Origin of the sequence: Nocardia sp. NPDC047038 (assembly GCF_040644075.1) — a bacterium.
GTDB lineage: Bacteria > Actinomycetota > Actinomycetes > Mycobacteriales > Mycobacteriaceae > Nocardia > Nocardia sichangensis.
This window is the reverse complement of the sequence record NZ_JBEYVQ010000004.1, coordinates 530,526-548,127: the sequence shown is the minus strand read 5'-3', so window position 1 is coordinate 548,127 and position 17,602 is coordinate 530,526. Positions and strand designations below refer to the sequence as shown.

Below are 17,602 nucleotides of genomic sequence, written 5' to 3'. Positions count from 1 at the left end.
ATCCTTGACGACACCCCTTGTAGGGATTCACCCCATACCGAACGGTCGGCATGAATGAGAAGGTCATCCTGATCGAACATTCCTCGCTTCCGGAATGCCACTAGCCGCGAGCCACATGTCGACGGCACCGGAATCGATTCTCGAAGAGGTGTATACAATGACGACTCGCCAGGCAGGCGACGTGCCAGAGGCGTGGTCGCTGCCGTCATAACGTAGGCCTGCTCGCCGCCGCACCGGCACTCGGCGCAATAGGCACTCCCATCGCGGTCGCCAGCGCGAGCGAAGTTCTAGTCAGCCACTCAGCCCCCACCACCACCGTCCCCGGTTCCGAACAACTGGTACGACTTCTAGTCGGTCGGCGCCGGGCACAGGGTCGGTTCAGCCCCAGGCCGACCTCTGTGGGCAAGCGGTACACAATTCAGAAACCATGGAGAATGCTGTGCAGGTGCTTAATCCACTGGAACCCGATCCGCGGCTCCGATACGAATACGGCCGCGGCAGCGGTTACGAGACCGAGCTACGGTTGACCGAGGCACTGTCGGCATTGGTTCCAGCCGACAAACTCGTCCACACCGACCATCGACTGTTTCAAGTCACGCACTTGATTACCGAGTTCGCCTGGGCCGGGATCCATCACACGCTCTGCGATTTCGTTGTCGCGCTCGCCGAAGAGAATTTCATAGACGGTGTGCGCTTGCTGAAGCGTGCGACATCCGTGGCCGCAGTGCCGGCACTGTGCGTACGGCTGCTGCTGGAATCGCTGCCGCAAGCCAGCTTCCTGCGTATGCGGGATAGCTTTCCGAGCGGTGCGTCAGGGCTCGATTCACCAGGAACGCGGGCGATTCGAAAGGCGAGTCGCGTCGTGTGGGACACCTTCGAATCCACAGTCATCACGAACGGGCACACCATCTCTTCACTGATGCCCGCCACTGAGCTCGCATACTCTGGTGACATCCGGGTCTCGCTGCTGGCGGAGATGGCGCTTGAACTCCATCGGTTCGATTCCAGAATGCTGGAGTGGAAGCAAATTCACCTCAACCTGGTCTGGCAGTTTCTCGGCGGCCATCCCGGAGTGGACAGCACCGGCCCGACACCAACGAGTCTGCGCGGACGGCCGCTCGACGATCTGTCGCGGCTGGCGGTACGACCGGCTTTTCCGCGACTGTGGCAGGAGAGTACGGCGCTGTATCAGTCGTTCGGCAATGGAGCCAAGCATGGGTACTGAGTGGTCGATACCGTCCGAGGGCCCGTTCCATTGGCATACCTACGATGTGGAGTCGAATCTGCCCGGCGGGTGGAATACAGAGTTGCTTGCTCTCGCGGCGCGGCAGGGTGTCGAGCACACATTTCGGCCGTCGGTCAGTACCGCACGCGAAGCCGCAGAGGTCGAGATCCCGCTCGAATCCGTCAGTGGTGAGACACTCTTCCGACAGGCGAACTGGGTATATCAGTTGTACGGCAGCTGGTTCCGCATGCTGGCCGAGCGATACGCTGGGGAGTCGTTGTCGCTTACCAGCACTCCCAACCGTGCCTTGAGTCTGAACGTGCTGCGCGGCAACGGTGAACGGTATCCCTGTCACGTCGACAGCAATCCAACCCAAGGCCTGCTCTACCTAACCGATTGTACCGAGGAGACTGGCGGCGGTCTGGCTATTGCGCGCAACCGCACTGCCCGAAATGTGGCCGAGGTGGACTCCGACTGCCTGGTGCTCTACCCGAGGCGTGGGCTGTTGTTGTTCTTCGACGCCCGTTACTACGCGCACTATGTCCGACCAATGCGTCACGAGAGCGGATTACGCGTAGTGCTGACGATGAACTACTACTCGAAGTCATGCCCGGAGTCGGTCCGGCCCGCCGACCTCGATGCGCAGCTGTTCCGGTGAGCGTCGCAGTCCATCACACGGCGGTGTCGGGCCGGACCTTTGCCAGCGATAACCATGCCGGTGTGCATCCTGAGGTGCTGGCAGCGCTTGCGCTGGCCAACGAAGGCGACCAGGGCGCGTATGGCAACGACGACTACACGCATCAGCTACAACGAACATTCGCCCGGCACTTCGGATTCCAGGCCCGATCCTATCCGGTATTCAATGGGACCGGCGCGAACGTTGTCGCGTTGCAGGCGTTGCTGCCGCGCTGGGGTGCGGTGATCGCGGCCGAGTCTGCGCACCTCAACCTGGATGAAGGCGGCGCGCCGGAACAGGTCGGGATCAAGATTTATCCGGTGACGACTCCCGACGGCAAATTGACACCTGAACTGATCGATCGCCAGGCATGGGGCTGGGGCATAGAACATCGAGCCCAACCCCTGGCCGTGTCGATCAGCCAAAGCACCGAGTTGGGAACCTGCTACACCAGCGACGAGATCCGGAGAATCTGCGATCGCGCCCATGAACTCGGCATGCTCGTCCACGGTGATGGTGCCCGATTGGCCAATGCCGCAGCAACTCTCGGTGTCTCGTTGCGCGACATGACGACCGACGCGGGCATGGATGTATTGTCGTTCGGCGGTACCAAGAACGGCCTACTACTGGGCGAGGCTATCGTGGTCCTCAACCCCCAGATACCCGGAGACGTCGCCTATCTACGCAAGTCGTCCATGCAGCTCGCGTCGAAGATGCGCTTCATCTCTGCACAGTTCGAAGCCCTACTGGGCGGGGATTTGTGGTTGAGAAACGCCGCACATGCCAACGCCATGGCGATACGGCTTGCAACCGCCGTGCGCGAGATCGGCGGTCTGGAGATTGTGCGGCCGGTACAAGCCAATGCAGTGTTCGCCACAGTCCCCCGAAGCGCCCGTCGGCGGCTCCAGCAACGTTATCCCTCCCATGTCTGGAATCGCCGCACCGGAGAAGTACGTTGGATGTGCTCCTTTGACACCACCACCACCGACGTAGACAACTTCGTAGCCGCGCTTACCGTAGAAATACGCGCGAGGTGAGAACTCCGAACCAGTTATCGACTGTCGTGCGTTCCGCGCAATTCGGAGGTTCTGGAGGTAGCGGCTGGGCGTATCCTGTTCGGGTAATCAACAGTCGACGAGTTCCTGAGCCTTCCAGCCGTCCCCGACTGAACACGAACAGCTCGGGCGCGGTTGGCTCCTGGATCAGGTGCGGGCGAGCCGCGTTGGGCTCGCCCGCGCGCGGGTCAGGGGAGGGGGATCGATGGCGGCCAGGGCCGGGCCGAACACCACGGTGTGGTTGTCCTGCGGGTCGAGGCTGTCCAGCGGATCCGCCTGGCAGCAAACATCCACGCGTCAGCCCCGGCCGCCAGGCGGTTTCTGCACGGCAGCGGGGTGAGTGCTGGGATCCGCTTTCCGGCGCTTCACCGCCTCACCGATTCGGATGGCCCGGACATGCACGTCCAAGATGATGAACGTCGAAGCAGCGATGCGGGAACGGTGGAAGCTACCTGCACACCGGTGGGGCGCTCGTAGAGGACGGTCGAGTCCGTCGCGATCAGCCAGCGCCCACCCGCGATCGGCGTAGCAGAGGTCTCCACGTAGATTTCGGCTACTGCGCGCACGTAGCTCGTGTGTGAGGGCACGCGCGCGCGTTCGTGGACCGTGCCGGTCCAGGAGTGCGCGCGAGGGCCGGAGGACTCGAGTGTTGCGCAACCCCTGTGCTTCTCGGAGACAGTCACGGCGGGCGTACTGCGCTCGGTCGGTCTCGGGGCGGCGGAGGCAACCGTCGGCGCGGGGGATAGCACCGGCGTCGCCGAGTCGATCGCAACGACTTCGGCTGGCCGGGGACTGCGGGATGGCAGGGCGGTACCCCCGCGTGAGTTGAGTTGTTTTCCACTTTCCTGGTTGCAGTGTTGTTGCACATCTGGCGTGGGAATGGGTTTCGTCGGTGTGGAGGCGGTGGTGTGCGCTACCTGTCTGCCGGTGTGTCTGTCGTGTTGGGTGAGCCATTGCGTCCATGTCGTGCGGTCGCGTTGGTGGCAGGCCAGGCGTCGGATGCGCTGTTGGTGAAGGCCGTGTGCGTGGGCGATGTCGTCGAGACTGGTTGGTCCTGGTTGTAGGTGGCCGTGGGTGTGGTTGATGAGTCCGGCGGTGGTGAGGACGGCTAGTGCGTTGTATCCCGCGCTGGGACTGACTGATGCCGCGACGAAGACATCGGTGGGGGTCGTGAGCCCGTCGCGGGTGATGAGTTCGTGGATGCGGCGGCAGTGCAACCCCAGAACGGTCCAGGCGGGATGCACGGGTTCGACCCGCGCGCGACTCAGTTGGGTCGGGTTCGGGCGGATAGGTTGGTGGCCGTGGTGTGGGGTGACCAGGGCGTAGCGGTCGGCGGTGAGTCGGCGGCCGGGCCGGGTGAGCAGGATCGGTGCGCCGGGCATGTCGCGGATTTCCCGCAGCACGCCCCACACGGTGGATTCGGGTAGGTCGCCCGCGGCCAGTGACAGTGAGCGGCCACCGAACTCGACGACGGGCACCCCGCGCGCGACCTGCCCTCCGACTGCTGAAGCCCACGCCAAGGCCTGCAGCACCGCAAGCACCGTCCACCGCCGTGGGGACCGAGGCCACTGCGCGTGCACCCACACCGTCGCGGTCGCGAGCCACCGCTGCTGCAGACGTGCCGCCGACCGGACCTGGGGTGTGCCCCCTGTGTCTTTTTGCTTGTGCGCCATGGACAGGAATTCGGGGACGGTGCGCTCGGCCCACCGGCAGGCAGAGGACCAGTCGCGGTGCATGGCGGCGTCGGCGCCGCGGCCGTAGCGGCGGTAGGCGTCGGCGAACCCGTGCCAGCTGCCGCCAGCGGCGGGGAGTTGCGCGCGCACGTCGAGGTAGGAGTAGCCGTGCACGACCGCGGCGGCGAGCACAGATTGGCGTGCCGCGGAGCGATCCAACCGGCCCGCGCGCGTAGTCCACCGGCCGTCGGCGGGGGCGGCGCCGTCGCGCGCGAAGCTGTGGATGGTGGCGGAGAGTTGACTGCGGCGGCGGTATTGCGCGCGCAGCCGCGCACGCTCACCCTCGCCTTCCCACAACTGCACCTCGCGCGTGAGGTCGTCGGCCGCGCGCGCCGCGCGCGGGATCGCGCATGCCCCGCACGCGGTGGTCGCCTCGTGCGCGGTCCCCGCCACCAGGTGTCGCAAACGCGCGACGAACCCCGGTGCGGATCGCGTGCTGAGGGCATCGAGAGCCTCATCGAGGCTGCCGCCAAGACGGCGGTATCCGCCTTGCTTGCAACGCGACCCAGGAGGAGTTATGCAGCCGGTCGCGGGGTTGAGCATCAGTGTGATGTCCAGACTGGGCAGCCGCGCGGCCAGTGCGCGCACAAGGGATTCGGCTTCGGCGAGGTCGAGAGTGTCCCCGACGGGCAGCGGGATGAGGATGTGGCGGCCGCCGCTGGTGGAGTGGTCGGCGATCGCGCGGCCACCGGCTTCGCGAACCCATCCCAGGCAACGCTCGACATCGCGGTCGACCGCTTCGGTGCCGCCACGGCTGCTGTCGAAATCCAACGCCAACAGGCGAGTCCGGCCGTCCCGATAGATCGGCACCGCCGCGGGCTGGTCAGGCAGTTTCCGGGTCAGTGCTCGGGCACGGTTGTTGTACCCGTCAAGGCTCGGGTTCCACAGGCGCATCGAGCGGCGCGCAGCCAGTAATGGTGCGAGCCGAGCGAACGCTTCTTGCGCAGCAGCGGCCTCATCGTCCGCCGTCGGCGCGGCGGGGTTTTCGGTTCTTCGGGGTAGCTGCGCGGGTGGCCGGTAGGGGATGGTCGCTGTGCCGTTGGCGGCGTTTGATGCCGTGGCAGGGCGTGCGCTACCCTCGGAGGTGCCTTTCATGAGCAACCTTCGGGTTGTGTTTCAGAAGTGCCCTCAGTTGCCGCTGGGGGCCTTCGTCATATCTGGAGTTGTAGTGAGCTGAGGCTCACGACAGTGTGGGGGTACGCGGCTTAGCGTGCGACTAACCCGCGCACCCCGGCCGCCGCTTCAGGCGGAGGTGACCGCAGGCCCCACCCCCTGCCTGGATCCGATGCGGAAGCCCATCGACTCCGCGCGACCCACGATGCGATCGACCGTCGAGCGCGTCCACTTGACGCCCGTGATCCGACTCAGTTCGGTCGCGATCGCGTTGGCGTTCCCCCCACGCTCAGCAAGCCGCAGAAGCTCCTCGATCTCCGTCTCTGGCTTCTGAGTCAACCTGCCGCGCACCAACTCCCGTGCGATGCGACAGCATTGGTCAGGCTCCGACACATCGATCAGCACCCGTTGCGGCATCTCCACCTGCTGCTGCGTCAGCGCCTGGTCGTGGGGCGGCGCTTGGACCGAACCCACGGAAGGTTCGGTGGTCGACGCCACCAGGCCGGTCGCATGTGCAGGGGGTGCAGTGGTCTGCGCCATGACCGAAGCGGGGTAGTCGTCCACATGCGGAAGACCAATGGCCTGATCGGCGCCATGATCGCCGTCCGCGCGATCTGTGGAGTCCGACGTATCGTCGAGGGTGCCGGTTGGGCTCACCATGTTGATGAGCCGGGCGTAGCGGGCAGCCAGCCAGGCATGCAACCACATCAGGACAACCACCATCACCGGCGCGACCGCATACTCGCTGCCGCGGCCGAAGTCTCCCGCCGCGAGATGAGGACCACTGTTGAGACCGACTGTCGCGCTCAACAGGCAGGCCTCGAACAGCAGGATCTTGCGGCGTTCGACCGTGACACCCAGCCGTGCAGCGGTCGCGGCCTGTGCCATCACTTCCAAGATCGGCACCGAAATCATCGCCTCGATCCCGAACGACAGCAGCCACAACAGCCACCACGACTCGCCTGCCGGCCCGCCCTCCGGCGCGAGGTTGCGTCCGACGTTCACCGCCGACCACACCAGCCCGACCACGATGACCGCCCGCAGCCGCAACGACGACCACGTCGCGCGACGGTGCAGCATGCCCTCCAACGCATCCGCGCTGGTGGCACGACGACGCTCGGCTCGAGCACGCGCATGCCACCGCAGCTCCCGCTGCTCCTTCGCGCGAATCCGCTCCGTAGTGCGCCGCGAGCGATTTCTTGATGCACGCTCCCGGCGAACCTGGCTCTGGCGATCGCGCCGGTCCCGCGCCCGAATCCAGCGGTGCAGCCTTTGCTCGGCATCGAACTCGCTTTCGTCGATCACGTCGTACAGTGCCGGATCTCGCAGAGACGGCAGGCACGCGTTCGCCGCCGCTAGGAGGCGAGCAAGCTCATCCGGATCCAGCGCATCAGCGCGCCGCACGCGCGGGCGCAGCAGCCACGAAGCGCGCCGGCGCTTCCACGTCGGCGCGTCCGCTGATCTGATAGTCGGATCCGTTGGATCCGCGACGGGAGTCATCTCGGGAGGTCCTCCGTGGACGGGAGCAGGAGATTCGGGACCAGAGGGTGCGGCTCCCCGGTCAAGACCGACAGTGCATAGGCCACCTCTTCCCGGGTCGCGCGGGTGTAGATCGAGGTGGCACCGTTGCTGGCGGTGTCGGTGTGCCCGGCATATGCCTTCGCGACAGCGTGCCCGAAATTGCGCTCCACCCATGTCAACGTGGTGTGACGCAGCCAGTGGCACGTGATTCCTTGCTGTTTGACCCATGGAAGCTGCTCACCGATCTGACGCCACATGATGTGAAATCTTCTTTCACTGATCGGATCGCCATTCTTGTACCGAAATAGTCTTTCGTCAGCTTTGTTGGTGATCAGTCTGCCATTTTGTGCTCGCCGGTTCCGGTCAGTCCGCAAGCGAGCGCGAGATGCGTAATGCTCCAGTAGTGCCCGCATAAGGGTTGGTGACACAGGCTGCCAACGCTCGGTGTTACCTTTCTCGCGCAGCCGAAGGAGGCATTGGTCCGGATCCAGATCTTGCGGCCGCAAGGCCAGGATGCCGCCCCGCCGGCAGGCGGTTTCGGTGCACACTCGGAGGATCAGTGTGGTGAGTTCAGGTTCATCGCCGTACTCGGCCACGACACGGTTGATCTCCGAGAGGCGGTCGGTCGATATAGCTCCCCTGCTCGAAGAGCGCATCCTTGGCTTGACCAATCGGGCTGCGGGATTGTCCGTAGAACGGATCAGATTGTCCTCGACTGCGTGTCGGTATAGGTAGCGGAGGGCGCTTATTGCCATTCTTGCGATGCCGTATCCGCCGCGATCGGTGCACCGGATGTTGCGTTGCGCCCGAAAGTCGCCAATGAGTTGTTTGAATTCTGTGACAGTTGGCTCATCGAGTCGGCGATCCGGCCATGCCTCGACGATTCTCTTCCAATAGGACATGTAGTTTTTGCGGGTCACGCCGGGTGGCATGGCCGCATAGACGACTGATACATACTCGGCAAAAGTCGGTATGGTTCGTTTCGGCTCAGCCGACATGAGGTCTTCGAGACTTACTCCCAGTCGCTCGAGGAGCAATTGGGCGGTCTGCACTTCGACGCTCGACGCTGACGGTGTCATCGGCCGCCCCCCGCGGGAGGCGCCGTCTGCCGTTGCCGCGTGATCATCTGATCGACAGCGCCAGGGCCGAACATGAGGAGAATGCCTTCTGTGAGGTGCGCCGCCAAGAGGATCCGATCGGAGGTGTGGAAAGCGGCCTTGCGACGGAATCGGGCTGGCAGCCGGAGGTCGCCAGCGGCCGTAATCCACAGTTCGGGATCCCCGAAGCTCCCGACGATGACCATCGCGCCCTTGAGCTCATACCCGAGCCGCCTGCCGGGGCGCCAACCAAGAGCAGGTAGAAGCCTCTTCTCGATCACCCTGCCTCCGGCGTCCAGACGGCGAACGCTGCAAAGCCACTGCGGCTCATGCCGGGACGGGTGCTGATAGATCGTCGTCAGCGGACGATCATTCCGGTAATTGATCAGTGCGGGAGCTGCGTCAAGCCGCGGACTTCCACCGGGCAAGATCGGCGGCAGGATGTCGCTCATGTCGACCACCTCCCACGAGCGGACCGCGGACCGCAGGTGAACAGCCCTGGGTGCAAGGTGTCAGATCCGTTGTAGAGCGGCTGCCAGGTTGCGAGTTCGCTACGGAAAGATGCCCTAACATGCGCAGGACGACCTCGCCGCCGCTGTCACGGAAGGACTCCGCGGCGTCCTGGTCGCCCGCGACGAAGGTCTCCGCACCCGCTGACAGGTCCGCGCCCGCGCAGAAGGCGCGTCCGGCGCCCGTGATGATCACGGCGCGAATTCGATCGTCCCGGTCGCAGGTATCGAAGGCATCGATCAGTTCCGCGCCCATCGCGGTGGTGAACGCGTTGAGCTGCCGCGGGCGGTCGAGGGTGATGGTGGCGATGGCGTCGGAGACGTCCAGGCGAATATCGGCCATAACCAACAGCTTGCCATCACGCCGATTCCCGCGCTCTTGCAGGGGGTTCGGGTGACGTTGGACCCACTGCGTATTGATTCGCAGGAGAATGGCTGTTTACTTAGCGCTGCCCCTACGGTTAGCCTGTCGCCGTGTCTCGATTGGTCACGGCGCCTGGCTCCCCGTGTCGGGGGTGACAGCGCGGACCAGTCGGACGGCGTTTCACGCTGTCGTTCGACAACCCGGAGAAGAGGAGTGGGATGGAGATCAGCAACTCGGTCGCGGCCGTGACCGGTGGTGCGTCGGGACTGGGCTTGGCGACCGTGCGGGAGCTGCACGGCAAGGGAGCGAAGGTCGTGATCATCGACCTGCCGTCGTCCTCCGGCGAGGCCGTCGCCAAAGAACTCGGCGACGGCGTGGTCTTCGCGGCGGCGGACGTCACGAACGAGGAGCAGGTCACGGCGGCCCTCGACGCCGCGCAGGAGCTGGGCGATCTGCGGATCGCGGTCAACTGCGCGGGTATCGGCAACGCCATCAAGACCGTGGGCAAGAACGGGGCGTTCCCGCTGGCGGACTTCACCAAGGTCGTCAACGTCAACCTGATCGGCACCTTCAACGTGATCCGGCTGGCCGCCGAACGGATCGCGAAGACCGATCCGGTGGGTGAGGAGCGCGGTGTCATCATCAACACCGCGTCCGTGGCGGCCTTCGACGGCCAGATCGGGCAAGCGGCGTACTCGGCGTCCAAAGGTGGAATCGTCGGCCTGACCCTGCCGGTGGCGCGTGACCTCGCGGCCATCAAGATCCGGGTCGTGACCATCGCGCCGGGGTTGTTCCACACTCCGCTGTTCGCCACGCTGCCGGACGAGGCCATCGCGTCCCTCGGCGCGCAGGTCCCGCACCCCTCGCGCCTGGGCGACCCCAGCGAATACGCCGCGCTCGCGCGCCACATCGTGGAGAACCCGATGCTCAACGGCGAGACCATCCGTCTCGACGGCGCCATCCGGATGGCGCCCCGCTGAGGTGTGCCGGAGGGACTCCGAGTAGTGAGGACGGTGCGGGTGCCGGTTGTTTCGGCACCCGCACCATCCTTGCGCGGATCGGAGATCTAACGGGTTCGCCTGGGGCCGGGTGCGAGGCGGATACCGACGACGGTGATGACGGTGACCACCAGCACTGTCATCAGCCTCATGAGGTTCCAGACGGCCGGGTCGGGGGCCGGTTCGGCGGGTTGGATGTCCCGTCCGCGTGGCCGGTTCTGTTGGGCAGGGCGCTCGGGTAGGGGACGTTCGGCCTGCGGCGGTATCGGTGTAGGGGCAGCTGCGGGAGCCGGAACGATAGGGAGTTCCGGGGCAGGCGGACCGAGTTGGAGGGGGCTCATAGGCGGGGGCGGGGTGGTGGGAAGCAGCAGAAGACACGTCAGCACTGCGCTGCCGGTAGCGGCACTGCCGACGGCGGCACTCCCCACGCCCGATCCACTCGATCCGGGGCCGATGAGACCAGGTACGAGGGAGCCGAAACCGCTGCCGGTCACGAGCCCGAGCAGGAGCAACGCGCTGCCCGTCACGGCGCTGCCGGTGCACGCCAGCTGGACGCTGCCGGTGTCGACTCCCGGCGTCGCGGCCGGTCGTTCCGCCGTGACGTCCGAGTGGGGCGCCGGGCGTGCCGCGCCGCCGGTTTCCGCATCGCCGGTGGCGAGCGGACGGCCGCGAGCGCCGGCGGTCCCGGCGCTGCCGGTGGCGACGAGGCCGCCGCTGCCGGAAGGCAGCCGAATCGGGCCGAGACTCAGGGACCCACCGGACGTCTCACCTTCGGCAGCGGCGCTACCGGACGATGTGGCGGGGCGGTCGCTGGAACCACCGCCCGCGAAGGCGCCCACCGGCTCGGAGCCGGTCCCCGCACTCCCGGTGGCGAGGTCGCCGAACGGCGGCCACGGCGGTGGCTCCGCCGATGCTTCCAGCGGTTGGGCCACGAGTGCCGCTATGGTCAGGGGCAGCATCGCAGCGGCCAATCCCTTGGCCGTTCTCGGTGTTCGAGATGTGTTTCGCTCGCGTCGCATGTGCAGTCGCCTCGTCGTAGTCGGAACCGGCCGGAAGATCACGTCGTGTGCTGGTACCGGGACAGTGCGAGCTCGAAGGCCTCCTTCGGGACCACGTTCCCACCGGAGAACGGCTCGTCGAGGTTGTAGATCGCCCGGATCACCACGCCGACGATGGCGCCGAGCAGCGCGGTCGTCACGACGGTGCGCTTGGTGACCTGGACGCCGGAGAGGACCACGCTGAACAGCAGCAGTACCGTGCAGATCCACATGGCCAGGTAGAGGAAGCCGGGAACGCGGTAACCGGCGTCCAGCGCGCGATCGGCACGTGCCTGCGCCACCGCGTCGAGGCTGGTCAGCGCACTGGTGCGAAGTGTGTCGACCTCGGGATCGGCCGGATTCACCGCGGCAACGGCGTCGCGCAGGGTATCGAGGGTGTCCTGGGTGGATTGACTGAGATGACCGTCGTCGGCCATCACGGCCCATTCCGCGGTGAGAACCTGCTCGGTGTAATCGCGCACCAGTCCTTGGATGCGCGTGTGGTCGGGTTCGGGCATCCCGTGCGCGGCCCAGTAGGTGTCGATGAGCGATTTGGCTTCGGCGATGGTGTGATTGCGCGCGTTGTCATACTGCTGCCAGGCGATCACGACGATGAACGCCACCACCGCCATGAAGATCGTGTTGATCAAGTTGAGCACCAGGGCGCCGACGGTGTCGTCGTCGGTGTGCCGCCATGCCTTCGGATGTAGGCGATCCCCCGCCACGAAGACGACCACCGCGACCAGTGCGGTGAGAGCGGGCACGAGAAACTCGAAGGCCATGCGGGGACTCCATTCTGTCTGAGTGGTTCTCGCGACCGCCGCGTCGGCGATGTACCGCAGCGCTTGTCGCACTACGGGTTCGATGTATTCCGGGCATCGCTGCGTCCGAGGTCGCTCGATGCGCCTGCCCTCAGCGGTACTGCGGCGACCTGGTCATCCCGAGCGAATCATGCTCGGATCGGGAAGCTCTCAGCGCTGCCGACGGGACATCACGCGATCCCGCGAGCCGGTCGAGACGCTCAGCGGGTCGCGGCTACCAGGCGAGCCGGGATTGTCGCGGACAGGCATTTCGATGGTCATGCGTGGCCCTCACCCCCGAGATGGATACCGAGACGATCGACGAGCACGCTGTCGATGGTCTGCGTCTGTTCGGATCTGATCAGTGGTGCACAGCAAAGCGATAACACGACACGACGCCGATACGGACCAGGCGCCGTCGAATTGTCCTATCCAGCAGATCGGTTCGGACGACACCGATGGTAGACCGCGAATACGCCTGCGCGTGGGAAATTTTCGGAATGCCTCGCCGCAATTCGTCCAGGACGCGGCGCGGACTGCTGCGGTCGGTCGCCCCGGATTACGGTGGCCGGTGCCGACCCCGGGTCAGTGTTGTGCGAGGAAGTTGCTGCTGCGCAGCCGAAGGGTGCGTGATCCGCGACTTTGCCGATCACCGAACGATGCCGGCAAGCACCCCGTATCGGCTGCACGCCTGCTGGAGTCAGCGAAATAGTGACCGCTGTGCCGGGTCTAGTGGGCGTCGGGTTCGTCCGGTGCTTTTGTCGCGGTAGTCGCCACCGTTCGGGCCTCGCATCGAAGCACGGGGTTAATTCATTGGCACACAAAAGGTCCCGGTCCGCAGTGGCTGGCCGACTCGGCCACCGCAGTACCTGCCGCGACGGCGGAACGGCTTCGGAAACGTTCATCCGCTGGTCGATAGCGTGGGAACATCAGGGGGTGCGGGGTTCCGGCGTGTCCGTGTACGCTTGCACAGCTACCGATCGGCGTAACGGGAATGCTCCCGGGTCGCGGATCGCGCGTCCAGACAACAGAAGAGCCACAGATGACCAGATACGCGCATTATGTCGGCAGCCTGCCTGCCGAGCTGATGACGGGTGATCGTGCCGTCATGCAATGGTTTGCCGACCACAGCGAGGGACGGCCGGTGACCGCCGTGCCTTGCGATCTCGATCCGGACTGGATTCTCGACTATCTGCGCACGCGCAAGCAGCATGCCGACGTCTTCGAGATCGTCCGCCCCGGCGAGTACGCCGACTACAGCGACTTCCCCAGTTACGGCCTGAGGTCCGGCCGCACGTTGGAGCCGCGGCACGTCTCGATGGACCGGGTCGAGCGGATCGGCCAGGTTGTGGACACGTTCGAATCGCTGCGGAGCGACCGTCCGGAGCTGGCCGGAGCGAAAGTCCAGATCAGCCAACCCAGTCCGCTGGATCTGGCGATGTTCGTCTTCGCGGGCGCCGCGGTTTCCGGTGGGCTTCCCGTCTGGCCCGCCGTGCGGCGCTCCGGGCTCGTGGTCGGCGCGCTTCGGCAGCTGCCGGTGTTCACCGAAGCGGTGATTCAGGAGATGACCGAGGTCGTCGAACGGTACGGTGACCGCGTCGTCTGGCAGCTGGAGTCGCCGATCGCACTGCTGAGCATGGTCAAGGCCGAACGACTACGTTCGCAGTGGGTCCTGGCACCGCTCGTCGCGCGGCAACTCGCTGGTTTCCTCGGCAGGATGCACCGAATCGGCGCGGAAGCGATCGTGCACCTGTGCTACGGCGACTATCAGCACAAGAGCCTGCTCACCCCGCGCACCCTCACTCCGGCGGTGAAGCTGCTCGGCCGCACGGCACGGCTGCTGCGTGAACAGGGCACACCACTGCCGCCGGTGCACATCCCGTGCGCCTACGGCGCCGAGCCGGCGCCGCTGGACCCGCGGTTCTACGCACCACTGCGCAAACTCGATCCCGACTGGAAAGTGATCGCCGGTGTCGTCTCCCCGGACTCCGAAGAGGACAGCGCCCGCGCGCTCGCTCTCTTCGAGCAAGCCGCCGGACGCGAGGCCTATGGTGTCGCCTCCGCCTGCGGACTCGGCCGATGCACGGTCGACGACGCGCGGCAGGCGGCCGCGACGACGGTTGGCCTGGCCGGCGGTGGGGGATCCGAACAGTGATCTGCCGTGCGGTAGCCGACCGCGCGTGACCGCAGGGGAGCGGCGACGCCCCCCAGGTGCGGAACACGACCCGGAGCCGATGCGCGACGACCGGATCGTGCGCTCCCCACCAGCGCCTACAGCGTGCTTTCGTGCCGAAATTCGGCGAATTGCCTTGTCCCGACGTGCCTCTCGGCCGTATGTCGGCGCCGCCTTCGTCAGCGGAGGGATCGGAGCGTTGCTATGTTGCTAGCGTATGCGGGTCGCCGAGCTCTGGACGACAGGTCTCGGCAGGCACGTGTACCCGCTCACAGATCACTTTCGTCGAATCGCAGTTCCATTACCTGGAGTCACGTTCTTGACCACACCACAGTCCCCGATGGCCGCGCCGCACACCACTGGAACCGGAGCGTGCCCCGTCCAGCACGGACCCTTGACGGAAGCGGACGCCCCGCGCGTCCAGATGTATACGAAAGAGTTCGTCACCGACCCGCACCATGCCTACCGCGAGATGCGGAGCAAGCACGGCTCGCTGGTTCCGATCGAGCTGGCGCCCGGCGTTCCTGCCACCCTGGTGATCGGCTACCAGACCGCGGTGCGCATCCTCAGCGATCCCGACCATTTCCCGGCCGATCCGCGCACCTGGCAGAAGACCATTCCCGACGATTCTCCGGTGCGGCCGATGATGGAGTGGTATCCGGCGGCACGGTACAACACCGGACTCGCCCATGATCGCTACCGGCATGCTTCCGTCGACGCCATCGACGGGATCGATTTGTTCGACGTGCCTACCACGGTCGAACAGATCGCCGTCCCGTTGATCAATGCGTTCTGCGCGGACGGATCCGCCGATCTGGTCACCCAGTACGCGTTTCCGCTGGTCCTGGAAGTCCTCAACCAGATGGTCGGCTGCCCGGCCGAGATCGGCGAGCGAGTCGCCACCGGTATGGCCGCGCGCTTCGACACGGTGCGGGGGCCCGAGGGCATGAAGATGCTCAAGGATGCGCTGATGCAGCTGATCCGGCTCAAGCGCCAACATCCCGGCGACGACGTCACCTCGCGGCTGGCGCACCACTCGACCGAACTCGACGACATCGAGATCTTCGCCCAGCTGATGAGCTTCTACGGGGCCGGATTCGAGGCGCAGCGCAATCTGATCACCAACGCCGTGCTGCTGATGATCACCGACGACCGGTTCCGCTTCGGTGACGTCCTCGGACGGAACCTGTCCACCACCGACGCGCTCGACGAGGTCTTGTTCAACGATCCGCCGATGGCGAACTTCTGCACGACGTACCCGCGGCAGCCGATCATGGTCGACGGGGTCTGGTTGCCCGCGGACCAGCCGGTGGTCATCAGCCTCGCCGGGTGCAACAACGATCCTCAGATCCGTGGGACCGACGAGCCCGGTGGCAGTCGTATCGGCAATCGTTCCCATCTGGCGTGGAGTGCGGGTCCGCACGCGTGCCCGGCGAAATCCGTCGCCTACATGACGGTGCAGAACGCCATCGACCAGCTGTTCGACGCTCTGCCGGAAATCCAGTTGGGCAAGGCCGAACTGCAATGGCGGCCGGGACCGTTCCACCGGGCACTGATGGCCTTGCCGGTCGTCTTCCCGAAATCCGCGCCGGTCCGCGTCATATAGCGCCGATAACGAATGTGTCTTCACCGGCTCGGGTCCATACTGGTGCTCGCCGGTGAAAGCGGCTGACCTGCCCGGCGATATCGCCGGCGCGACAGGCGCAGCCATCGGCATACGGATGTTCGTCGGCACAGGGGCGGGACGGTACGCCAGCGGTGGTCAGCGGAATGAGCGGCGGCGAGTTGTACGCCCGCGTCCGGGGCGAGGAGACCGCGTCGCTGCGGTCGGCGGCTGGAAACGCCGTTCGATTCGTGGCGGCCGTGGCGGCTGTTGTCGTGGTCTGGGCTCGCGGGCCGCAGCTGCTGGCGGCCTGGGTGCCCGCGGTGGACCTGTCGACGTGGCGGCAGCTGGTGCTGTTTCCGCTGGCCGTGCTGGGGGTGGGGGCGTTCGCCGCCGGTGCGGAGGCCGTCACCGACGCATCGCAGGGGTTGCGGGCGCGATCACTGCGGCGACGCGTGGACCGTGATCCCGATCAGATCGCCATGCTGGTGCCGCCACTGGACACGCACATGGCCACGGTGCAGGAGGTCCGAAGTCACGGCGCGGCCGCGAGCCGACGGTTGCTCTGGGGCGTGGTGCCGGTCGCGCTGTTCGTCTTGGTCCTGGTCTACGGGGTGACCGTGGAGGAACCCGACGGAACGCGACGTCCGGCGCCGGAACTGGAGCCTGCCGTCCTCGGCCTGATGGTCCTGTCGGCGGCGGTATTGCTGGCATCGGTCGCGCTGCGGTGGCGGCGTTGGAATGCGAGCCGGACGGTCGAGAAGTGGTCGAAAGACCCCGCCTACAGCGCCAGGGTCAGCCCGATCGGCCCGGACCCGACTTGGTCTCGCGCGAGCGAGATTCCGGCGCTCACCGTGCGGTTCACCACCCCGCCGCGGGGCAGGGGAGACCTTCGCGAGGTCTCGCCACGGTCGAATGTGATCGGCGCGAAGCCGGTACAGATCGCCTATCTGCGCCTGTTCGACAATCGGGCGCGCGCCCGGGAATTCCTGCGCGGCGCGTGGCGCGAGTTCGGGTATGTGCATCTCCTGCGCAGCGCCGCGTCGGTGAGTCCGGAGGAGGTGCGAGACGTGCGCAGGCGCAATGCCTTCCGCACCATGTTCGTGGCGTCACCGCGCATGTTGCGCGAAGAACTGGCGAAACACTCGGACGAACCGTTGCCACCCGGACGCAGGCGGCTGCTCGGGGTGACCGATCTGGCGGTCAAGGTCCGCGACCCCGCGGGCAGCTATCCCGTTCGCTCGATCCTCTGCCACGTCAGCTTCTGGCAGGCGGCGGTGGACACACTGCTGTCCCGGGTCGACTACGTCGTGCTCGACCTCGCCGGATACGTGCCGACGAACGCGGGAACGCGATTCGAGTTGCAACGTGTGATCGACCGCTTTCCCATTGCCGAAGTCATCTTCCTCTGCGACAAGCAGAGTGACCGGGCGTTCCTGAAAGCGCAAGTGCTCTATCACTGGTCGCGAATGGACAGCCGCTCACCGAATTCCGGCACCACCCCGCGGACGGCCCGGATCGCCGTGACCGACGGTCATCGGGCCGCCACCCGGTATCTGATGGCGGATCTGCAAGTCCGTGGTTGATGTCGCGAATGCGTGGGCGGGAATGGCGATCGGCGATGGTCGACTCGTAATTCGAAAGCAGCGCAAAAGGATTCGATACGGACCTGTCGGCTGTTACGCTTCGGCCATGTCG

At 65.9% G+C, this 17,602-nt stretch carries 14 protein-coding genes and 1 pseudogene; 7 read left to right on the top strand and 8 right to left on the bottom strand.

The genetic code is table 11. From position 1 onward, the window contains the following. Positions 1–427 precede the first annotated feature (427 nt). Genes ABZ824_RS19105 through ABZ824_RS19095 form a run of 3 tightly spaced genes read left to right on the top strand, consistent with a single transcriptional unit; the run spans position 428 to position 2,938 of the window. Positions 428–1,225 (top strand): hypothetical protein, encoded by a 798-nt coding sequence (locus tag ABZ824_RS19105; protein ID WP_356964454.1) that lies wholly within the window; start codon positions 428–430, stop codon positions 1,223–1,225. After that, positions 1,215–1,883: a 2OG-Fe(II) oxygenase gene (locus tag ABZ824_RS19100; protein WP_356964453.1), complete on the top strand. Its 669-nt coding sequence runs from the start codon at positions 1,215–1,217 to the stop codon at positions 1,881–1,883. Before ABZ824_RS19105 ends, ABZ824_RS19100 begins: the two co-directional genes overlap by 11 nt. Beyond that, a complete protein-coding gene (locus tag ABZ824_RS19095; protein ID WP_356964452.1) occupies positions 1,880–2,938 on the top strand; it encodes a low specificity L-threonine aldolase in 1,059 nt (352 codons plus the stop codon). The genes ABZ824_RS19100 and ABZ824_RS19095 overlap by 4 nt, the downstream gene beginning before the upstream one ends. A gap of 165 nt (positions 2,939–3,103) precedes the next feature. Here the strand turns inward: ABZ824_RS19095 and ABZ824_RS19090 are convergent, their stop codons facing one another. From ABZ824_RS19090 to ABZ824_RS19065, 6 genes and pseudogenes are all read right to left on the bottom strand, one after another. Beyond that, entirely contained in the window at positions 3,104–3,250 is a 147-nt protein-coding gene (locus tag ABZ824_RS19090; protein ID WP_356964451.1) for a hypothetical protein, read from the bottom strand. Between the two features lie 71 nt (positions 3,251–3,321). Further along, positions 3,322–5,499, bottom strand: coding sequence for a hypothetical protein (locus ABZ824_RS19085; RefSeq protein WP_356964450.1), 2,178 nt, complete (start codon positions 5,497–5,499; stop codon positions 3,322–3,324). Between the two features lie 432 nt (positions 5,500–5,931). Next, the gene (locus ABZ824_RS19080; RefSeq protein ID WP_356964448.1) at positions 5,932–7,302 is read right to left on the bottom strand and encodes a hypothetical protein; all 1,371 of its coding nucleotides are present in this window, start codon (positions 7,300–7,302) and stop codon (positions 5,932–5,934) included. Continuing rightward, positions 7,299–8,402: a site-specific integrase gene (locus ABZ824_RS19075; protein WP_356964447.1), complete on the bottom strand. Its 1,104-nt coding sequence runs from the start codon at positions 8,400–8,402 to the stop codon at positions 7,299–7,301. The genes ABZ824_RS19080 and ABZ824_RS19075 overlap by 4 nt, the downstream gene beginning before the upstream one ends. After that, complete coding sequence (locus tag ABZ824_RS19070; protein WP_356964446.1) at positions 8,399–8,872, bottom strand: hypothetical protein; 474 nt, start codon at positions 8,870–8,872, stop codon at positions 8,399–8,401. Before ABZ824_RS19070 ends, ABZ824_RS19075 begins: the two co-directional genes overlap by 4 nt. 118 nt (positions 8,873–8,990) lie before the next feature. Continuing rightward, positions 8,991–9,272, bottom strand: a pseudogene (locus ABZ824_RS19065) (enoyl-CoA hydratase-related protein); the annotation flags it as partial. A gap of 239 nt (positions 9,273–9,511) precedes the next feature. Between ABZ824_RS19065 and ABZ824_RS19060 the strand changes: the two are divergent. Next, a complete protein-coding gene (locus ABZ824_RS19060) occupies positions 9,512–10,273 on the top strand; it encodes a 3-hydroxyacyl-CoA dehydrogenase (protein ID WP_355074129.1) in 762 nt (253 codons plus the stop codon). Between the two features lie 86 nt (positions 10,274–10,359). On the opposite strand, the gene ABZ824_RS19055 is transcribed toward ABZ824_RS19060, so the two are convergent. Together ABZ824_RS19055 and ABZ824_RS19050 are read right to left on the bottom strand one after the other, a co-directional pair. Next, complete coding sequence (locus tag ABZ824_RS19055; RefSeq protein WP_356964445.1) at positions 10,360–11,250, bottom strand: hypothetical protein; 891 nt, start codon at positions 11,248–11,250, stop codon at positions 10,360–10,362. Positions 11,251–11,348: 98 nt separating this feature from the next. After that, on the bottom strand, positions 11,349–12,110 hold the full coding sequence (locus ABZ824_RS19050) for a DUF4239 domain-containing protein (protein WP_355074127.1): 762 nt from the start codon (positions 12,108–12,110) through the stop codon (positions 11,349–11,351). Between the two features lie 1,060 nt (positions 12,111–13,170). Between ABZ824_RS19050 and ABZ824_RS19045 the strand changes: the two genes are divergently transcribed. The 3 genes from ABZ824_RS19045 (at position 13,171) to ABZ824_RS19035 (ending at position 17,490) form a co-directional block, all read left to right on the top strand. Beyond that, positions 13,171–14,283 (top strand): hypothetical protein, encoded by a 1,113-nt coding sequence (locus ABZ824_RS19045; RefSeq protein ID WP_356964444.1) that lies wholly within the window; start codon positions 13,171–13,173, stop codon positions 14,281–14,283. Positions 14,284–14,641: 358 nt separating this feature from the next. Continuing rightward, a complete protein-coding gene (locus ABZ824_RS19040; protein ID WP_355074441.1) occupies positions 14,642–15,907 on the top strand; it encodes a cytochrome P450 in 1,266 nt (421 codons plus the stop codon). A gap of 152 nt (positions 15,908–16,059) precedes the next feature. Then, complete coding sequence (locus ABZ824_RS19035; protein WP_356964442.1) at positions 16,060–17,490, top strand: hypothetical protein; 1,431 nt, start codon at positions 16,060–16,062, stop codon at positions 17,488–17,490. The last annotated feature ends 112 nt before the right edge of the window (positions 17,491–17,602 follow it).